Source organism: Streptomyces pseudogriseolus (assembly GCA_002154585.1).
Taxonomy (GTDB): Bacteria; Actinomycetota; Actinomycetes; order Streptomycetales; family Streptomycetaceae; genus Streptomyces; species Streptomyces pseudogriseolus.
Genome location: MUNG01000098.1, coordinates 16,538 through 32,231 on the forward strand (window position 1 = coordinate 16,538; position 15,694 = coordinate 32,231).

The 15,694-nt window shown below is 72.6% G+C and carries 16 protein-coding genes and 1 riboswitch; of the genes, 4 read left to right on the forward strand and 12 right to left on the reverse strand.

Annotated features, from left to right (window positions below; all coding sequences use genetic code 11):
* Positions 1 to 121 precede the first annotated feature (121 nt).
* From CCN29_RS10555 to CCN29_RS10585, 7 genes are read right to left on the reverse strand one after another with little or no spacing between them, the layout of a single operon-like run.
* Complete coding sequence (locus CCN29_RS10555) at positions 122 to 583, reverse strand: PH domain-containing protein (protein WP_006136648.1); 462 nt, start codon at positions 581 to 583, stop codon at positions 122 to 124.
* A gap of 17 nt (positions 584 to 600) precedes the next feature.
* A complete protein-coding gene (hisG, locus tag CCN29_RS10560) occupies positions 601 to 1,449 on the reverse strand; it encodes an ATP phosphoribosyltransferase (RefSeq protein WP_006136647.1) in 849 nt (282 codons plus the stop codon).
* Between the two features lie 46 nt (positions 1,450 to 1,495).
* Positions 1,496 to 1,768 carry a phosphoribosyl-ATP diphosphatase gene (locus tag CCN29_RS10565; protein ID WP_004990764.1) on the reverse strand — a complete coding sequence of 91 codons (273 nt, stop codon included), beginning with the start codon at positions 1,766 to 1,768 and terminating at the stop codon, positions 1,496 to 1,498.
* Positions 1,769 to 1,802: 34 nt separating this feature from the next.
* The gene (ribH, locus tag CCN29_RS10570; protein ID WP_006136646.1) at positions 1,803 to 2,288 is read right to left on the reverse strand and encodes a 6,7-dimethyl-8-ribityllumazine synthase; all 486 of its coding nucleotides are present in this window, start codon (positions 2,286 to 2,288) and stop codon (positions 1,803 to 1,805) included.
* A gap of 20 nt (positions 2,289 to 2,308) precedes the next feature.
* Complete coding sequence (locus CCN29_RS10575) at positions 2,309 to 3,595, reverse strand: bifunctional 3,4-dihydroxy-2-butanone-4-phosphate synthase/GTP cyclohydrolase II (RefSeq protein WP_086681208.1); 1,287 nt, start codon at positions 3,593 to 3,595, stop codon at positions 2,309 to 2,311.
* Positions 3,592 to 4,233 carry a nicotinamide mononucleotide transporter family protein gene (locus CCN29_RS10580; RefSeq protein WP_006136644.1) on the reverse strand — a complete coding sequence of 214 codons (642 nt, stop codon included), beginning with the start codon at positions 4,231 to 4,233 and terminating at the stop codon, positions 3,592 to 3,594. The genes CCN29_RS10575 and CCN29_RS10580 overlap by 4 nt, the downstream gene beginning before the upstream one ends.
* Positions 4,230 to 4,844, reverse strand: a complete 615-nt coding sequence (locus CCN29_RS10585) for a riboflavin synthase (protein ID WP_006136643.1) — start codon at positions 4,842 to 4,844, stop codon at positions 4,230 to 4,232. The genes CCN29_RS10580 and CCN29_RS10585 overlap by 4 nt, the downstream gene beginning before the upstream one ends.
* A 144-nt stretch (positions 4,845 to 4,988) precedes the next feature.
* Positions 4,989 to 5,119, reverse strand: a riboswitch (FMN riboswitch).
* A gap of 377 nt (positions 5,120 to 5,496) precedes the next feature.
* Between CCN29_RS10585 and CCN29_RS10590 the strand changes: the two genes are divergently transcribed.
* Positions 5,497 to 6,255, forward strand: a complete 759-nt coding sequence (locus CCN29_RS10590; protein ID WP_086681210.1) for an SDR family oxidoreductase — start codon at positions 5,497 to 5,499, stop codon at positions 6,253 to 6,255.
* Between the two features lie 37 nt (positions 6,256 to 6,292).
* Here the strand turns inward: CCN29_RS10590 and CCN29_RS10595 are convergent, their stop codons facing one another.
* Positions 6,293 to 7,480 (reverse strand): ROK family transcriptional regulator, encoded by a 1,188-nt coding sequence (locus tag CCN29_RS10595; RefSeq protein ID WP_006136641.1) that lies wholly within the window; start codon positions 7,478 to 7,480, stop codon positions 6,293 to 6,295.
* 174 nt (positions 7,481 to 7,654) lie between these two features.
* Here CCN29_RS10595 and CCN29_RS10600 point away from each other — a divergent pair, with 174 nt between their 5' ends.
* On the forward strand, positions 7,655 to 8,860 hold the full coding sequence (locus CCN29_RS10600; RefSeq protein WP_086681212.1) for an MFS transporter: 1,206 nt from the start codon (positions 7,655 to 7,657) through the stop codon (positions 8,858 to 8,860).
* Here CCN29_RS10600 and CCN29_RS10605 read toward each other — a convergent pair.
* On the reverse strand, positions 8,820 to 9,278 hold the full coding sequence (locus CCN29_RS10605; protein ID WP_006136639.1) for an acyl-CoA thioesterase: 459 nt from the start codon (positions 9,276 to 9,278) through the stop codon (positions 8,820 to 8,822). The genes CCN29_RS10600 and CCN29_RS10605 overlap by 41 nt on opposite strands.
* 174 nt (positions 9,279 to 9,452) lie before the next feature.
* Between CCN29_RS10605 and CCN29_RS10610 the strand changes: the two genes are divergently transcribed.
* Complete coding sequence (locus tag CCN29_RS10610; RefSeq protein WP_006136638.1) at positions 9,453 to 10,847, forward strand: uracil-xanthine permease family protein; 1,395 nt, start codon at positions 9,453 to 9,455, stop codon at positions 10,845 to 10,847.
* Here CCN29_RS10610 and CCN29_RS10615 read toward each other — a convergent pair.
* Positions 10,829 to 11,932, reverse strand: coding sequence for a glycoside hydrolase family 6 protein (locus CCN29_RS10615; RefSeq protein WP_086681214.1), 1,104 nt, complete (start codon positions 11,930 to 11,932; stop codon positions 10,829 to 10,831). The genes CCN29_RS10610 and CCN29_RS10615 overlap by 19 nt on opposite strands.
* A gap of 175 nt (positions 11,933 to 12,107) precedes the next feature.
* Here CCN29_RS10615 and CCN29_RS10620 point away from each other — a divergent pair, with 175 nt between their 5' ends.
* Positions 12,108 to 12,794 carry a DUF5995 family protein gene (locus CCN29_RS10620; protein WP_086681216.1) on the forward strand — a complete coding sequence of 229 codons (687 nt, stop codon included), beginning with the start codon at positions 12,108 to 12,110 and terminating at the stop codon, positions 12,792 to 12,794.
* Between the two features lie 2 nt (positions 12,795 to 12,796).
* Here the strand turns inward: CCN29_RS10620 and CCN29_RS10625 are convergent, their stop codons facing one another.
* Both CCN29_RS10625 and CCN29_RS10630 read right to left on the reverse strand, forming a co-directional pair.
* Positions 12,797 to 14,494 (reverse strand): flavin monoamine oxidase family protein, encoded by a 1,698-nt coding sequence (locus tag CCN29_RS10625; protein ID WP_006136635.1) that lies wholly within the window; start codon positions 14,492 to 14,494, stop codon positions 12,797 to 12,799.
* A 30-nt stretch (positions 14,495 to 14,524) separates the two neighbouring features.
* Positions 14,525 to 15,313: a carbon-nitrogen hydrolase family protein gene (locus CCN29_RS10630; protein WP_086681218.1), complete on the reverse strand. Its 789-nt coding sequence runs from the start codon at positions 15,311 to 15,313 to the stop codon at positions 14,525 to 14,527.
* Between the last annotated feature and the right edge of the window lie 381 nt (positions 15,314 to 15,694).

Sequence of the window (15,694 nt, forward strand, 5' to 3'; positions counted from 1 at the left end):
ACCGGGCGGGGCGGCAGGGGCGGAGGCGCTGTCGGCGCGCCTCCGCCCCACAGATTAATCAAGACAGGGGCGACTGCGGCAGGTCCGTTTTCCACGACGCGACGGTGACGGATGTCTCGCGTCAGTCGCGGGGCGCCTCGGCCTCGGGCGCGGAGTGCGCCTCGGCGAGGGCCCGCAGCGCGCGGGCGTCGGCGACCGCGCGCTGCCGGGCGATGCCGGGCTGGATGCCGAGCGCGGGCAGGCTGGTGCCGTCGCTGAGGTCGAGGAAGACCCAGGGATCACCCGAGCGGAGGTTCACCTGAAGGATTTCCGCCCACTCCAGACGGCGCCGGTGCACGATGTTGACGACCGTGACGCCCGTCCCGTCGGCGACGACCTTCGGCCGGGCCAGCAGGAACAGCACACCGGCCAGCAGCGCGGCGGTGAACACGAAGCTGATCCGCTCCCCCGGGCCGAGCCCGTTCAGGAGCAGCCCGATCAGGCTGACGACGACGAACAGCGCGACGCCCGCGGTGAGCAGCACGGCGCGGGTGCGGCCGGGCCGGAACGTGACGGGCAGCGCCGGGAGTTCGGTGCCGGACACGGTGGTGGCCCCCCCCCTCAGAGACGGCAGGCGTGGATCGCCGTGGTGAGGATGGCGCGGGCCCCGATGTCGTACAGGTCGTCCATGATGCGCTGTGCCTCCTTGGACGGGACCATCGCGCGGACGGCGACCCAGCCCTCGTTGTGCAGCGGCGAGACGGTCGGGGACTCCAGGCCGGGGGTCAGGGCGACGGCCTTCTCCAGCTGCTCGACCCGGCAGTCGTAGTCCATCATCACGTACGTGCGGGCGACCAGGACGCCCTGGAGGCGGCGCAGGAACTGCCGCACCTTGGGGTCCTCGCCGTCGGTGCCGGTACGGCGGACGACGACGGCCTCGGAGGTCATGATCGGGTCGCCGACGACTTCCAGGCCCGCGTTGCGCAGGGACGTGCCGGTCTCGACGACGTCCGCGATGACCTGGGCGACGCCGAGCTGGATGGCGGTCTCGACCGCGCCGTCGAGGTGGACGACGGAGGCGTCGATGCCGTGCTCCGCGAGGTGCGCGGCGACGATGCCCTCGTAGGAGGTGGCGACGGTCTTGCCGGCGAGATCGGCGGGAGTGGTGACCGTGCCGGGCTTCGCGGCGAAGCGGAAGGTGGAGCGGGCGAAGCCGAGCGGCAGGATCTCCTCGGCGTCGGCTCCCGAGTCGATCAGCAGGTCGCGGCCGGTGATGCCGATGTCCAGCCGGCCGGAGGCGACGTAGATCGCGATGTCGCGGGGGCGGAGGTAGAAGAACTCGACCTCGTTGACCGGGTCGACGATCCGCAGCTCCTTGGACTCCCGCCGCTGCTGGTAGCCGGCCTCATGCAGCATCTCCGCCGCAGGGCCTGACAGGGAACCCTTGTTGGGGACGGCGATGCGCAGCATGAGGTCGGCTTCCTTTGCGTGAAGGGGTGGGCGGGGCGGGGGTCTTCTACAGGTGGGCGTAGACGTCGTCGAGGGAGATGCCGCGGGCGACCATCATCACCTGGACGTGGTACAGCAGCTGCGAGATCTCCTCGGCGGCCGCCTCCTTGCCCTCGTACTCGGCGGCCATCCAGACCTCGGCGGCCTCCTCGACGACCTTCTTGCCGATGGCATGGACGCCCTTGTCCACCAGCTCGGCGGTGCGGGAGGTGGCGGGGTCCCCGTGGGCGGCCTTGTGCTGGAGCTCGGTGAAGAGCTCCTCGAACGTCTTCTTGGACATGGTGGTCCTTACCCTACGCGGTGACGGGGACTGCTCACCGCCAGGGTTCGGACACCGAGCGCAGGCATGCGGCGGTGGCGACGGCCGCGGTGACCGCCTCGTGGCCCTTGTCCTCGCTGGAACCGGGCAGTCCGGCCCGGTCGAGGGCCTGCTCCTCGTTGTCACAGGTGAGCAGACCGAAGCCGACGGGCACTCCGGTGTCGACGGACACCTGGGTAAGTCCCTGGGTGACGCCCTGGCACACGTAGTCGAAGTGGGGTGTGCCGCCCCTGATGACGACGCCGAGGGCGACGATCGCGTCGTAGCCCCGGCCGGCCAGGACCTTGGCGACGACGGGCAGTTCCCAGCTGCCGGGGACCCTCAGCAGGGTCGGCTCGTCGATGCCGAGGTCGTGCAGGGCGCGCAGCGCGCCGTCGACCAGGCCGTCCATCACCTTCTCGTGCCACTGTGCCGCGACGACGGCGACCCGAAGATCACCCACGTTGCGTACCGTCAGCTCCGGTGCACCCTTGCCGCTCACGTCTCTCCTCGTGGTTCTCGTTACTGGTTGCCGCAGGCGGGCACGGTCGGCGTGTCCAGCCAGGGCAGGTCGTGGCCCATCCGGTCCCGCTTGGTGCGCAGGTAGCGGAGGTTGTGCTCGCTCGCGGTGACGGGCATCGGCTCGCGCCTCAGGACGTCGATGCCGTGGCGGGCGAGCGCGTCGGACTTGTCGGGGTTGTTGGTCATCAGGCGGACGCTGCGGACGCCGAGGTCGGCGAGGATCTGCGCGCCGGCCGCGTAGTCGCGGGCGTCGGCGGGCAGGCCGAGCTCCAGGTTGGCGTCGAGGGTGTCGCGGCCGCGCTCCTGGAGTTCGTAGGCGCGCAGCTTGGACATCAGGCCGATGCCGCGTCCCTCGTGGCCGCGCAGGTAGACGACGACGCCCCGGCCCTCCTGCTGGATGCGGTCCAGGGAGGCGTCGAGCTGGGGGCCGCAGTCGCAGCGCTGGGAGCCGAAGACGTCGCCGGTGAGGCACTCGGAGTGCATGCGGACGAGGACGTCCGCGCCGTCGCCGAGGTCGCCGTGCACCAGCGCGACGTGCTCGACGCCGTCGGCGGTGGAGCGGAAGCCGTACGCGGTGAACGTGCCGTGGGCGGTGGGCAGCCGGACCTCGGCCTCGCGGCGGACGGTGGGCTCGCTGCCGCGCCGGTAGGCGATCAGGTCCTCGATGGAGATGATCGACAGGCCGTGCTTGCGGGCGAACGGGACCAGTTCGGGCAGGCGCAGCATGCGGCCGTCCTCGCCGGCGATCTCCACGATGGCGCCGGCCGGGCGCAGTCCCGCGAGGCGGGCGAGGTCGACGGCGGCCTCGGTGTGGCCGTCGCGCTCCAGCACGCCGCCGGGGCGGGCGCGCAGCGGGAAGATGTGGCCGGGGCGGACGAAGTCGTCCGGCCCGGCGGTGCCGCCGGCCAGCAGCCGGAGGGTGGTGGCCCGGTCGGAGGCGGAGATGCCGGTGGTCACGCCGTGCGCGGCGGAGGCGTCGACGGTGACGGTGAACGCGGTGCGCATCGACTCGGTGTTCTGCGCCACCATCTGCGGGATGCCCAGCCGGTCGAGCTCCTCGCCCGTCATGGGGGCGCAGATCATGCCGCGGCACTCGGTCATCATGAAGGCGACGATCTCCTCGGTCACCTTCTCGGCGGCGACGATCAGGTCGCCCTCGTTCTCCCGGTTCTCGTCGTCGACGACCACCACGGGGCGGCCGGCGGCGATGTCGGCGATCGCCTGCTCGACGGGGTCGAGGCGGAGGCCGAGGTCCTCGGCGTCGTAAAGGACAGGTGCCGTGCTCATGCGGGCGCTCCTTCCAGTGCGGGCCGCGCGTCGCGGGAGCGCAGCCACCAGTCGCGCATGCCCCACAGGACGAGCGCGCCGTAGATGACGTAGACGAAGCCGGAGAAGGCGAAGCCGTTGGCGAAGTTCAGCGGGACGCCGACGAGGTCGACGAGCAGCCAGGCGAACCAGAACTCGACCATGCCGCGCGCCTGGGCGTACATCGCGACGACCGTGCCGACGAAGATGTAGGCGTCCGGCCAGGGGTCCCAGGACAGGGACGGGTAGGCGGTGAAAAGGCCTCCGACGGCGAGGGTGCCGAGGGCGGCCCCGGCGAGCAGCGCGCCCCGCTCCCGCCAGGTCGCGAACCGTACGGCGACGGAGCCGTCCTGCGCCTGCCGCCGGCCGCGGTTCCACTGCCAGAAGCCCCAGGCGGCGACGAGCATGACGACGACCTGCTTGCCGGCGCTGCCGGAGAGGTGGGCGGTGGCGAACGCGGTGAAGAGGATGAGCCCGGAGAGGAACTGGGCGGGCCAGGTCCACAGGGAGCGGCGCCAGCCGAGGGCGAGGGCGATCAGGCCGATCACGTTGCCGATCATGTCCGACCACTTGATGTGCTGGTCGAACAGGGTGAAGGCCTCGGAGTTGAGCCAGTTCACCGGGAGGCCTCCTCGCCCGCGACGCGGTCGCCGAGCATCCGCTCGACGTACTTGGCGATGACGTCCACCTCGAGGTTGACCGGGTCCCCGGGCTTCTTGATGCCGAGGGTGGTCAGGGCGAGGGTGGTGGGGATGAGGCTGACGGTGAAGTGGTCGCGCCCGGCGTCGACGACGGTGAGGCTGATGCCGTCGACGGTGATGGAGCCCTTCTCCACGACGTAGCGGCTCAGGTGCGCGGGGAGGGAGATCTTCACGATCTCCCAGTGCTCGGACGGGGTGCGGTCGAGGATCTCGCCGGTGCCGTCGACATGGCCCTGCACGATGTGGCCGCCGAGGCGGTCGCCCACGGCGGTGGGCCGCTCGAGGTTGACGCGGGAGCCGACGGCGAGGGCGCCGAGGCTGGAGCGGTTCAGGGTCTCCGCCATGACGTCGGCGGTGAACTCGTCGCCCTCGTGCTCGACGACGGTGAGGCACACGCCGTTGACGGCGATGGAGTCGCCGTGTTTCGCGCCCTGGGTGACCACGGGGCCGCGCAGCCGGAAGCGACAGGCGTCGCCGAGGGTCTCGACGGCGGTGATCTCGCCCAGCTCTTCGACGATTCCGGTGAACACTTCCCGGGTCCTCCTGCCTCTTCGGGCACGGACTCCGGGGCTGTCGATGACGACAGGAACACGGGCGAGGACACCGGGGGCGACGCCGGACGGGGTTCGCCCGAAGGACGAACCGGTACGGCGGCGCGCATGGATGCCCGCCCGCCGCGCACTGCCTCCCATCCGGACTTTAACCGTCGGTCCAGGAATTTCACCTGGTCAACCGGTCGCTGGAGGCGACCGGGTCGCGGACTGTAACCGCCGGTTCGGACTTTCACCGACCCCGGAGTGCGCTGCTACTGGTACAGCCCCAGTCTGCCACGGCCGTGACTCGGCCACGCGGGTGAGTGCTGTGGAGTGGGTCACAGCGCGCTACGTGGAGGCAACCGAGGGTCGCGCGATGCACAACTGCCCCGCTCGTGCGCCCCCTTGGCGCCCCCTCCCGCATCCGGCGAGTGATCCACGCCTATTGACCCAACTGGTCTAGTCCTCTTAGTGTCCGAGCCACCTCCCAGACCGGCCCGGCGGCGGTGACGACGGCCCTTGCCCGCCGCCGGGCCTCACCACGCCGCCCGCGGATGCGCCCCGCGCCGGGCCCGGCGTAGCTTGATCCCGTACGGCGCCGTGCACGACTCCCCCCAGGGCGCCGGTGTCCGAAGGGACGTGAGCCAGCATGACCTCGATCGTGGTGACCGGCGGCACCGGAACCCTCGGCCGCCCCGTCGTCGGGCGGCTGCGGACGGCAGGCCACGAGGTACGGGTACTCAGCCGCAGCACCCCGCCCTACGCCGTCGACCTGCGCGAGGGCGGCATCGCGCTGGACCGGGCCCTGGAAGGCGCGAGCACCGTCGTGCACTGCGCCACCTCGGCGCGCGGCGGCGACGAACAGGCCGCGCGCAGCCTGATCACCGCGGCGCGGCGGGCCGGGGTGGAGCACCTCGTCTACATGTCGATCGTCGGCGTGGACCGGGTGCCGTACCCCTACTACCGCACCAAGCTGGCGGTGGAACGGCAGATCGAGGACTCCGGCATCGGCTGGACGGTGCTGCGCGCCACCCGGTTCCACGACCTGCTGTACCGGCTGTTCCAGGGCATGTCGGCGTCGCCGGTGATGCCGCTGCCCGCCCGGGTGAAGGACCAGCCGGTGGAGGTCACGGAGGTCGCGGCCCGCCTGGCCGAGCTGGCCCAGGGCGCACCCGCGGGACGCGCCGACGACATGGGCGGCCCCGAGGTGCGCACCTTCGAGTCCCTGGCCCGCGCGTACCTCGCGGCGGCCGGCCGCCGCCGCGCGGTGGTGAAGATTCCGCTGCGCGGAGCGGCGTACGAGGCCTTCCGCGCCGGCGGCCACCTGGCCCCGGACCACGCGGTCGGCACGGGCACGTTCGAGGACTACCTGACGAAGCGGTTGGCCGTGACGGGGGCGCGCCGGTAGGCGGCGACCGAACGCGGGCGTCCCGCCCGGAACCCGCTCAGTGCCCCGGCACCCCGAACAGTTCGTCCTGGGCGTGGTCGCGGGCCGTCAGGAGGGCGCCTCGGAGGACCGCTCCTCCGCCCAGGGTGCTGGGGCGCACCTCGACGGGGAGCGGGGACATCGTGGTGAGGCGGTCCTGGACGCGGGCCGCCAACTCCGTGCCGCCCGCCTGGCCGAGCTCGCCGCCCAGGACCACGCACCCGGGGTCGAGCAGCGCGACCACGGAGGCGACGCCCACGGCGACCCGGTCGGCCAGGGTGTCGAGGAAACGGGCGTGCGCCGGGTTCCCCGGGGCGGAGACGGCCGCCCGTACCGCGCCCGCCGCCTCCGGGCCGGCCCCGGGGTCCGGCGCGATGCCGTGCTCGGCCGCGAGCCGCGCGACCGCCGCCGCGCCGGCCAGGGAGTGGAAGCCGCCGGTGCAGTCGGTGGCCGACGGCAGGCCCCGGGTGCCCGGAACGGGGAGGAAGCCGATCTCGCCGGTGCCGCCGGAGGCGCCCCGGCGCAGGGTTCCGTCGAGGATCACGGCGGCGCCGGTGCCGTGGCCCAGCCACAGCAGCACGAAGGTGTCCCGGTCGCTCGCGGCCCCGTCGCGCTGCTCGGCGAGCGCGGCGAGATTGGTCTCGTTCTCGACGCTGACCCGGGCCTCGGGCAGCCGTTCCTGGAGCGCGGCGACCAGGCGCCGGTGCCACTCCGGCAGGCCGGTGGAGTCGCGGAGTTCGCCGGTCGCGGGGTCGATCAGGCCGGGCGCGCCGATGCCGACCGTGTGCAGCCGGTCGGCGCCCGCCTCCTTGGCCGTCCGCTCGACCAGGGCGACGGCCTGCTCGACCGCGGGTCCGGTGCCGGTGTCGTCGGCGATGGGCAGGGAGGCCTCGGCGAGCACCCCGCCGACCAGATCGGACACGACGAGGGCGACGCCCTCGGTGCGCACGTCCAGGGCGGCGAGGTGGGCGCGGCCGGCGACGATGCCGTAGAGCTTGGCGTTGGGGCCCCGGCGTTGGGCGCGGGCCTCGCCGGCGACCTCGATCAGTCCGGCGGCGGTGAGGCGTTCGACGAGGTCGGCGACGGTGGGCCGGGAGAGCCCGGTGAGCTCTTTCAACTGCCCGGCGGTCAGCGGGCCCTCATGCTGGAGCAGGCGCAGGGCGAGCCGGTCGTTGATGGCTCGGGCGGTGCTCGGGGATGCGGCCATGCCGGGATCCTTCCAGATCGGCGGGCCCGGCCGGCGGGTGCCGTGCCCCGGGATACCCCGTTTCTTTCAGGCAGGGTTCCTGATAGTTTACGCCAGCGCACACGACGGAGCGGGAACGCACACGCCCGGCGGCGCGACACACACGACAGCGATGGATCAGGGAGGGGCAGGCCGATGAGTGCAGTGGTTCACGCGCCACGCGAGGTGAGACGGGCGCGGTACGCCGTGGGCGCGGTGTTCGCCGTGCACGGCGCGGTCACCGGTTCGTTCGCGACCCGGGTCCCCTGGATCCAGGACCACGCGGGCGTCAGCGCCGGGCAGTTGGGCCTGGCGCTGGCCTTCCCCGCGCTGGGCGCGTCGCTGGCGATGCCGCTCGCGGGCAGCATCTCGCACCGTTTCGGCGCCCGCACCGCGCTGCGCGGTCTGCTCGCCCTGTGGACGCTGGCGCTCGTCCTGCCGTCCCTCGCCCCCAACCTGCTGACCCTCTGTCTGGCCCTGTTCGTCTACGGCGCCACGGCGGGCATGTCGGACGTGGCGATGAACGCCCTCGGTGTCGAGGTGGAGAACCGGCTCGACCGGTCGATCATGTCGGGCCTGCACGGCATGTGGAGCGTCGGCGCGGTCGTCGGCTCGGCGGCCGGCACGCTCGCCGCGCACCTGGGTGCGGACGCCCGGCTGCACCACGCGCTGGCGGCCTCCGTGCTGACGGTCGTGGGCTTCGCGGCCTGCGCCTGGGTGCTCGACCTCCAGCCGGCCGAGGACGAGGAGCCGCCGCCCCGGTTCGCGCTGCCGCCCCGCTCGGCGCTGCTCATCGGCGCGATCGGCTTCTGCGCGGTGTTCGCCGAGGGGGCGAGCCTGGACTGGTCGGCGGTCTATCTGCGCGACCAGCTGGAGACCTCTGCGGGCCTCGCGGCCGCCTGCACCACCGGCTTCACCCTCACCATGGCGGTCGCCCGCATCGCCGGCGACCGGGTCGTGGACCGCTACGGCGCGGTGCGCACGGTCCGCGCGAGCGGTGCGGTCGCCCTGCTCGGCGGCCTGCTGATCGTGCTCGCCGGCCACCCCGCCGTCGCGATGACCGGGTTCGCGCTGATGGGCCTCGGCATCGCCGTCGTCGTCCCGCTCTGCTTCGCCGCGGCCGGCCGCAGCGGCGCCAACCCGAGCCTGGCCATCGCGGGCGTGGCGACCATCACCTACACCTCGGGGCTGATCGCCCCGAGCGCCATCGGCATGCTGGCCCAGGCGACCAGCCTGATGGTGTCGTTCGTACTGGTGACGCTGCTGACCTGCGGCATCGCGGGCTTCGCCGGGGTGCTGCGCGCGGGCGACCGGGTGAAGGTCACGCGTCCGGACGCAGCAGTTCCCGAGCCGCGTTCCTGAACCCCTCGCTCCAGGGCGCCGGGCGCAGGGTCGTGGCGTCCAGCCGCACCAGCACCCGGCTGCCCCGGGCGTAGGTCACCGCGCCGTCCGCCGAGCAGAACCGGAAGCCGTAGGTGAGCCCGGTGGTGCCGAGCCGGTCCAGCCACAGGTGGACGGCGTAGGCGCCGGGCCGGGTCACCGGGGCCTCGTAGGTCAGGCGCAGTTCCTTGACCGCGTTGCAGGCGTCGCCGGCGGCCACCCAGTCGCCGTCGAAGGCAATGCCGTTGGCCTGCCACAGCTCGGACCAGGCGCGCTCGACGAGCAGCGGGTAGCGGGCGTTGTGCAGCAGCCCCAGCGCGTCGAGGTCGTCGAAGTGGACGGTCACGGGGATCAGCCGGCCGTGGGTGAGGGCGGGGGCGGGCGGGGCTTCGGCGGTCACGGGCGGTGCTCCTGGGACGTACGGGATCGGTGCCGTGTGCATCGATCGACGGCGTGCCCTCATCCTAAGCGGACGCTCAGCGGCCGCCGGGGGCCCGCCCACCTGTGCGAACCACTCCCCGGCGGGCCGCACAATGGTCCGGACACGCTGGCCGCACGACGAAAGCGACAACCCATGGATCTCGGCGTCCGCTGGAAACTGCACGGAGACGGACGCACTCCGGCACCCGGGGCGGTGGTCCGCCCCGACGAGCGCCTCTCCTGGCCGCGCACCGCGGGCCTCGGCGCCCAGCACGTGGTCGCCATGTTCGGCGCGTCCTTCGTGGCGCCCGTCCTCATGGGCCTCGACCCCAACCTGGCGATCATGATGTCGGGCGTCGCGACCGTCGTCTTCCTGCTGGCCACCCGCGGCCGGGTGCCCAGCTACCTGGGCTGCTCGCTCTCCTTCGTCGGCGTCGCCGCCGTGATCCGGGCGGACGGCGGCTCCAGCGCCACGGTGACGGGCGCGGTGTTCGTGGTGGGCGGCGCGCTGTTCCTGGTGGGCCTCGCGGTGCGCCGCTTCGGCGCGCGGATCATCCACGCGGCCATGCCGCCCGTGGTGACCGGCGCGGTGGTGATGCTGATCGGCTTCAACCTGGCCCCGGTGACCGCCTCGACGTACTGGCCGCAGGACCAGTGGACCGCGCTGGCCGTGATGCTGTTCACCGGACTGGCCGTGGTCTGCCTGCGCGGCTTCTGGTCCCGCATCGCGATCTTCCTCGGCCTGATCTTCGGGTACGTGCTGTCCTGGGCGCAGGACCGGATCTTCGGGCAGATCCACTCCGCCGACGCGAGCGGCAAGGTCACCGACCACTGGCGCCTGGACCTGTCCGCCGTGGGCCGGGCCGACTGGATCGGCCTGCCCGACTTCCACGGACCGTCCTTCGAGTGGTCGGCGATCCTGGTCGCCCTGCCGGTGGTCATCGCGCTGATCGCCGAGAACGCGGGCCATGTGAAGGCGGTCGGCGAGATGACCGGCGACAACCTCGACGACAAGCTCGGCACGGCCATCTCCGCCGACGGCATCGGCTCCATGCTGTCCACCGCGGTCGGCGGCCCGCCCAACACCACCTACTCCGAGAACATCGGCGTGATGGCCGCCACCCGCGTCTACTCAACCGCCGCCTACTGGGCCGCCGCCGGCTTCGCCCTGCTGTTCGGCCTGTGCCCCAAGTTCGGCGCGGTCGTCGCGGCCGTCCCCGGCGGTGTGCTGGGCGGCATCACCGTCATCCTGTACGGCATGATCGGCCTGCTCGGCGCGCAGATCTGGCTCAACGCCAAGGTGGACCTGCGCAATCCGCTGAACCTGGTGCCGGCCGCGGCGGGCATCATCATCGGCGTCGGCAACGTGTCCATGGAGTTCACCGACACCTTCTCGCTGAGCGGCATCGCCCTCGGCACGGTCGTCGTCATCACCGGCTACCACGCGCTGCGCGCCTTCGCGCCCGCCCACCTCAAGACGCAGCAGCCGCTGCTCGACGAGGGCACGTCCTCCTACGACACGGGCGAGGATCAGCGGGCCAGGTCGTAGGCGTACGACGGGCTGAAGGTCCCCGGCGCGCCCTTGCAGCCGTCGGACTCGCCGGGGAGCTTCACCCACAGGTAGGCGTCGATGCGGGCCTCGCCGGTGGCGAGCGTCGGGGCCCGGCCCAGCGCGCGGCCCGCGGGGTCGCACCACTCGCCGTCGGCGGGGGCGCCGTTTCCGTTGCGGCTGGTGTCGATCACCGCGCCGAGGCCCGTCCCGCCGAGGGCGTCGAGCACGGCACGGTCGTAGGCGATCTCGTCGGCGGTGGCGTGGAAGTTGGACACGTTGCTGAAGACGCCGTCCGACGAGTCGCGCGAGGCGGCCCCCGCCTGCCGCAGCAGGTCCGCCTGCTTGGCGGGCGTGTGCCAGCCGGAGTGCCCCGCGTCGTAGTAGACACGGGCGCGGGGGTTGGCCTTCTTGAGCACCCGTCCGGCGCGGGCCAGCGAGGCGAACCGCCGCTCCCGCTGCCCGGCGGACAGACAGTCGGCCTGCGCGACCGAGTCGGGCTCGAGGATGACCACGACCTCCCCGCTGCCGAGCCCGGCGGCGAACCGGTCGATCCAGTCGTCGTAGGCGCCCAGGTCCGGGGCGCCGCCCTCGGAGTGGCCGCCGCAGTCCCGCCCGGGGATCGCGTACGGCACGACGACGGGCACCCGCCCCTGCGCGGCCCCGCCCGACGTCACGGCCCGCACCCGCGCGGTGACGGTGTCCGGCGACCAGTCCGCGAACCAGACGGCCGCCGGCCGGTCGGCTATCCGCGACTCGATGACCGCCCGGCGCGGATCGTCGGGGTGCGCCCGCACCCAGTCGAGGACCCGGGACGCGGGATGCCGGTAGAGCCGCGCGGACGGAACAGCACGGCGCTCCTTCCGCGCACCGGCCGAGGCGGACGGCGACCGCTTCGGCTGGACGGACGGCGAGGCGGACACCGTGGCGGACGGGGACGCCGAGGGCACGGCGGGCAGCGGCACGGGACGGGGCGACGCGGACGCCACGGGCCGGGCCTCCGGGACGTCCCGCCCCTGTCCGGCCGCCGAGATCACCCCGGACACGCTGCCGGCCGCCACCACGACCGAGGCCACCGCGACCATCGTGGCCCTCCGCGCGGCACGCCGGCGCTCCGCACGGCGCGCGGACAGTCTCCGGGCACGCGAGCCTGCCACCTTGTGCTTCCCCCTCCCCCACGGCGGAGGCGCGTTCCCTCGTTCCGGGGAAGCGCCGGGCCCGCCGCCACTGAAGTCAGACTAAAGGTGTCACCCTGCGCTCATGGCGCAATGCGAACAAGTCCTCACCCCGGTCGACGGGGTCGTCGCCCGTATGCGCGCCCTCGACGCGGCCCTGCCCGCGCGGGACGGGGTCGCGGTCTTCAACCGTGTCTACCTGACCGTGACACGCGCGGTGGACCGGCGCATCGACGCCGGTCTGTTCCCCGACACCCGTGCGGTGATCACCCTGGACGTACGGTTCGCCGACCGCTACCTGGCCGCCGTCGACGCGGCGGCGGAGGGCCGGCGTCCCCCCGCCTGCTGGCGTCCGCTGTTCCACTTCCGCCGCCATCCCGGCGTACGTCCGGTGCAGTTCGCGCTGGCGGGCATCAACGCGCACATCGGGCACGACCTCGCGCTGGCCGTCGTGGACACCTGCCGTACGCTCGGCTGCGAACCCGTCGACCTGGAGGACGAGTTCGAGGCCGTGGGCGAGATCGTCCTGTCGCTGGAGGAGCGCATCCGCGACGAGCTGGTACCCGGCCCGGAGGTGCTGAGCATCACCGACCCGCTGACCCATCTGCTCGGCGCGTGGAGCCTGGACCGCGCCCGGGACGCGGCCTGGACGGCGGCGCGCGCCCTGTGGGCGCTGCGCCGACTGCCCGACATGGCGACGGAGTTCGTCGAACAGCTGGACACCGCGGTGGGGTTCGCGAGCCGCATGCTGCTCACCCCGCTGCCCGACTGACCTCAGTCCTCCGGGAGTTCGACGGGCGCGATCTCGTCGTACAGGTCGCCAGGGCCCGGGTTTGACGGGTCGGTGGCGCCCCCGAGCTGGTGCATCACGCCCCACACCGCGTTGAGCGCGGTCTGCACGGCGCCCTCGGCCCAGCCCGCCGTCCACGAGATGTCGTCGCCGGCGAGGAACAGGCCCCGCTTGTCCTCCGGCAGCCGGTCCTGCATGAAGTGCGTGAACAGCCGCCGCTGGTAGCGGTAGTGCCCCGGCAGGTTCGCCTTGAACGCGCCCATGAAGTACGGCTCGTTCTCCCAGGAGACGGTCACCGGGCTGCCGATGATGTGCTTCCGGATGTCGACCTTCGGATAGATCTCGCCGAGGGACTTCAGCATGACCTCCATCCGCTCGTTGGCGGACAGCGGCAGCCACTTCAGACTGTCGTCGCACCACGTGTACGACAGGCAGATGACCGCGGGCTTGTCGGGACCGTTGTCCAGCAGATAGGTGCCGCGGGTCATGCGGTCGGTGAGCGTCATCGACATGACGTCCCGCCCGGTGTCCGCGTCCTTGTCGAGCCAGAACGGCCGGTCGACGGGCACGAACAGCTTGCTGGACTCCATGTAATGGGTGCGCTCGATGGCGGTCCAGTGGTCGATCGGGAAGAGCGAGTCGTCGCAGTCGATCTTCGACAGCAGCATCCAGGACTGCGCGGTGAAGACGGCGGCCCGGTACGTACGGATGTCACCGCGGGCATCGGTCACGGTGATCCCGTTCCCGGCGGTCCGCCCCAGCCGCGTGACGGCGGGCCGCGGCTCCCCGTCCATGTGCAGCGACTTCAGCGACGTGCCGTAGGGCCAGTGGACGATCTTCTCGGGCTCACGCTCCCACAGCCTGAGCGGCAGCTGCTGCGACCCGCCGACGATCCCCCGGTGGTGATCATCGGCCTCGGTGTAGACGACCCGCAGAATCTCCAGGATGGAATTCGGGAAGTCGGTGTCCCACCCCCCGGTCCCGAATCCGACCTGCCCGAAGATCTCCCGGTGCCGGAACGACCTGAACGCCTCGGACTCGCACAAGAACCCGTAGAAGGTCTGGTTGTCGAGCTTCTCCACCAGCCGCGACCAGATCTCCCGGATCCGCGGCACATCCCGCTCGCGCAGGGCTCGGTTCATGTCGGAGAAGTCGGCCCCCTCCTCCAGACACCGCGCCCAGGCGTCGGCCACGTCACGGTAGACCTGCGGCAGGTCGGCCATCGTCTCCGCGTAGTGCGACTCGCCCTTCAGATCCACGACGGTCGACGGGGTCGCCTCGGCCAGCGGATTGGGGAAGGGCCGGGTCTCCAGCCCCACCAGGTCGATGTAGTGCTGCAACGCCGTGGAGGACGGCGGGAACCGCATGGCGCCCATCTCCGCCGTCAGCGACGGATCACACCCCTCGAACCCGACGGTCCGCAGCCGCCCGCCGATCCGGTCGGCCTCGTACACGACCGGCTTGAGCCCCATCTTCATCAGCTCGTAGGCGGCGACGATCCCGGACAGCCCGCCGCCGATGACGGCGACCTCGGTGCCGTGCTCGGTGGCGGGCACCTGCCCGATCCCGGCGGGGTGGGCCAGGAAGTCGTCGTACGCGTACGGGAAGTCAGGCCCGAACATGGTGATCGGCGGCTGCTGCTCGTCGGCGTGCTCGACGGCGTTGGGCACCGTGGACGTCATGGGGTACGGACTCCTTGCAGTGGTGAAAGATCAGACGAGGGACCCGTAGAGACGGGGCCGACGGTCCCGCAGATACGGATTGGCCTCGCGGGACGCGGCGAGAAGCACCGGGTCGACGTCGGCGAGGAGCAGTTCCTCGTCCCGGCCGGCGCGGACGCGGGCGACCCCGTCGGGCCCGGCCAGCGTGGACAGCCCCACGAACTCGAACTCGCCCTCGACACCGACCCGGTTGACGTAGGCGATGTACAGCTGACTCTCGAAGGCCCGCACGGGCACCACGGACTCGGCGACGAACTGGTACGGGTGCAGCTGGGCCGTGGGCACGACCAGCAGGTCGGTGCCGGCGAGGGCGTGGGCGCGGACGTTCTCCGGGAACTCCACGTCGTAGCAGATCATCAGGCCGACGGTGAGGCCGTTCAGCTCGGCCTGGACGACCGTGTCCTCACCCGGGGTGAAGTGGTCGTGCTCGAAGCAGCCGTAGAGGTGGGTCTTGCGGTAGTTCGCGAGACGGGTGCCGTCGGGGCCGATGAGCTGCACAGAGTTGTACACGGTGTCGCCGGCGCGCTCGGGGTACCCGTAGGCGACGGCGAGGCCGTGGCGGGCGGCGGTCTCGGCGACCTGGCCGGCGGCGTCGCCGTCGGCGGGCTCGGCGAGGCGGCCGAGGTCGTCGCCGATGGCGTACCCGGTGAGGAACAGCTCCGACGTCACCAGCAGGCCCGCGCCCGTCGCGGCCGCGCGGGCGGCGGCGTCGTCGAGAGCCTTGAGGTTCTCGGCGACGTGGCCGGGGTGGCCGGAGCTTTGGAGCAGGGCGGTGCGCATGGGTGGTCCTCGGCGGGGGGTTGGGGGCACCCATGAAGGTACGGGCGGGTGGCTGCGCCGGACAAGGAGGAGCTGTTGCGCACCGGGGCGGTGGTCGTTGCGTCTCGGACGCGGTTTGCGGTGATTCGTTGTGCGGGGGTGTCGGGGCCCGGGGTGTCTGCGCCCCACCTCCAGGCACCGGGTGTTGGTGCTGGCCGGGGGTGTCTGCGCACCTCGGCGCCGACGAGGTGCCGCCGCGCCCACCCGTGCCGCACTCTCGGCTTCGCTCGAGCGGGAGGTACCCCCATCGCCCTGGGGGTACCTCCCAGGCCCTCAAGGCACTGGGGGAGGCACGACTGCCCGCGCTGGGCGGCAGCCTGCCGCCGTCGTCCGGGCGCGCGC

Bases quoted from the DNA above. Each gene is read 5' to 3' on its own strand.
- hisG (WP_006136647.1), bottom strand. From the start codon at position 1,449: ATGCTGCGCATCGCCGTCCCCAACAAGGGTTCCCTGTCAGGCCCTGCG.
- CCN29_RS10565 (WP_004990764.1), bottom strand. From the start codon at position 1,768: ATGTCCAAGAAGACGTTCGAGGAGCTCTTCACCGAGCTCCAGCACAAG.
- CCN29_RS10575 (WP_086681208.1), bottom strand. From the start codon at position 3,595: ATGAGCACGGCACCTGTCCTTTACGACGCCGAGGACCTCGGCCTCCGC.
- CCN29_RS10590 (WP_086681210.1), top strand. From the start codon at position 5,497: ATGACCTCGATCGTGGTGACCGGCGGCACCGGAACCCTCGGCCGCCCC.
- CCN29_RS10595 (WP_006136641.1), bottom strand. From the start codon at position 7,480: ATGGCCGCATCCCCGAGCACCGCCCGAGCCATCAACGACCGGCTCGCC.
- CCN29_RS10600 (WP_086681212.1), top strand. From the start codon at position 7,655: ATGAGTGCAGTGGTTCACGCGCCACGCGAGGTGAGACGGGCGCGGTAC.
- CCN29_RS10610 (WP_006136638.1), top strand. From the start codon at position 9,453: ATGGATCTCGGCGTCCGCTGGAAACTGCACGGAGACGGACGCACTCCG.
- CCN29_RS10615 (WP_086681214.1), bottom strand. From the start codon at position 11,932: ATGGTCGCGGTGGCCTCGGTCGTGGTGGCGGCCGGCAGCGTGTCCGGG.
- CCN29_RS10620 (WP_086681216.1), top strand. From the start codon at position 12,108: ATGGCGCAATGCGAACAAGTCCTCACCCCGGTCGACGGGGTCGTCGCC.
- CCN29_RS10625 (WP_006136635.1), bottom strand. From the start codon at position 14,494: ATGACGTCCACGGTGCCCAACGCCGTCGAGCACGCCGACGAGCAGCAG.
- CCN29_RS10630 (WP_086681218.1), bottom strand. From the start codon at position 15,313: ATGCGCACCGCCCTGCTCCAAAGCTCCGGCCACCCCGGCCACGTCGCC.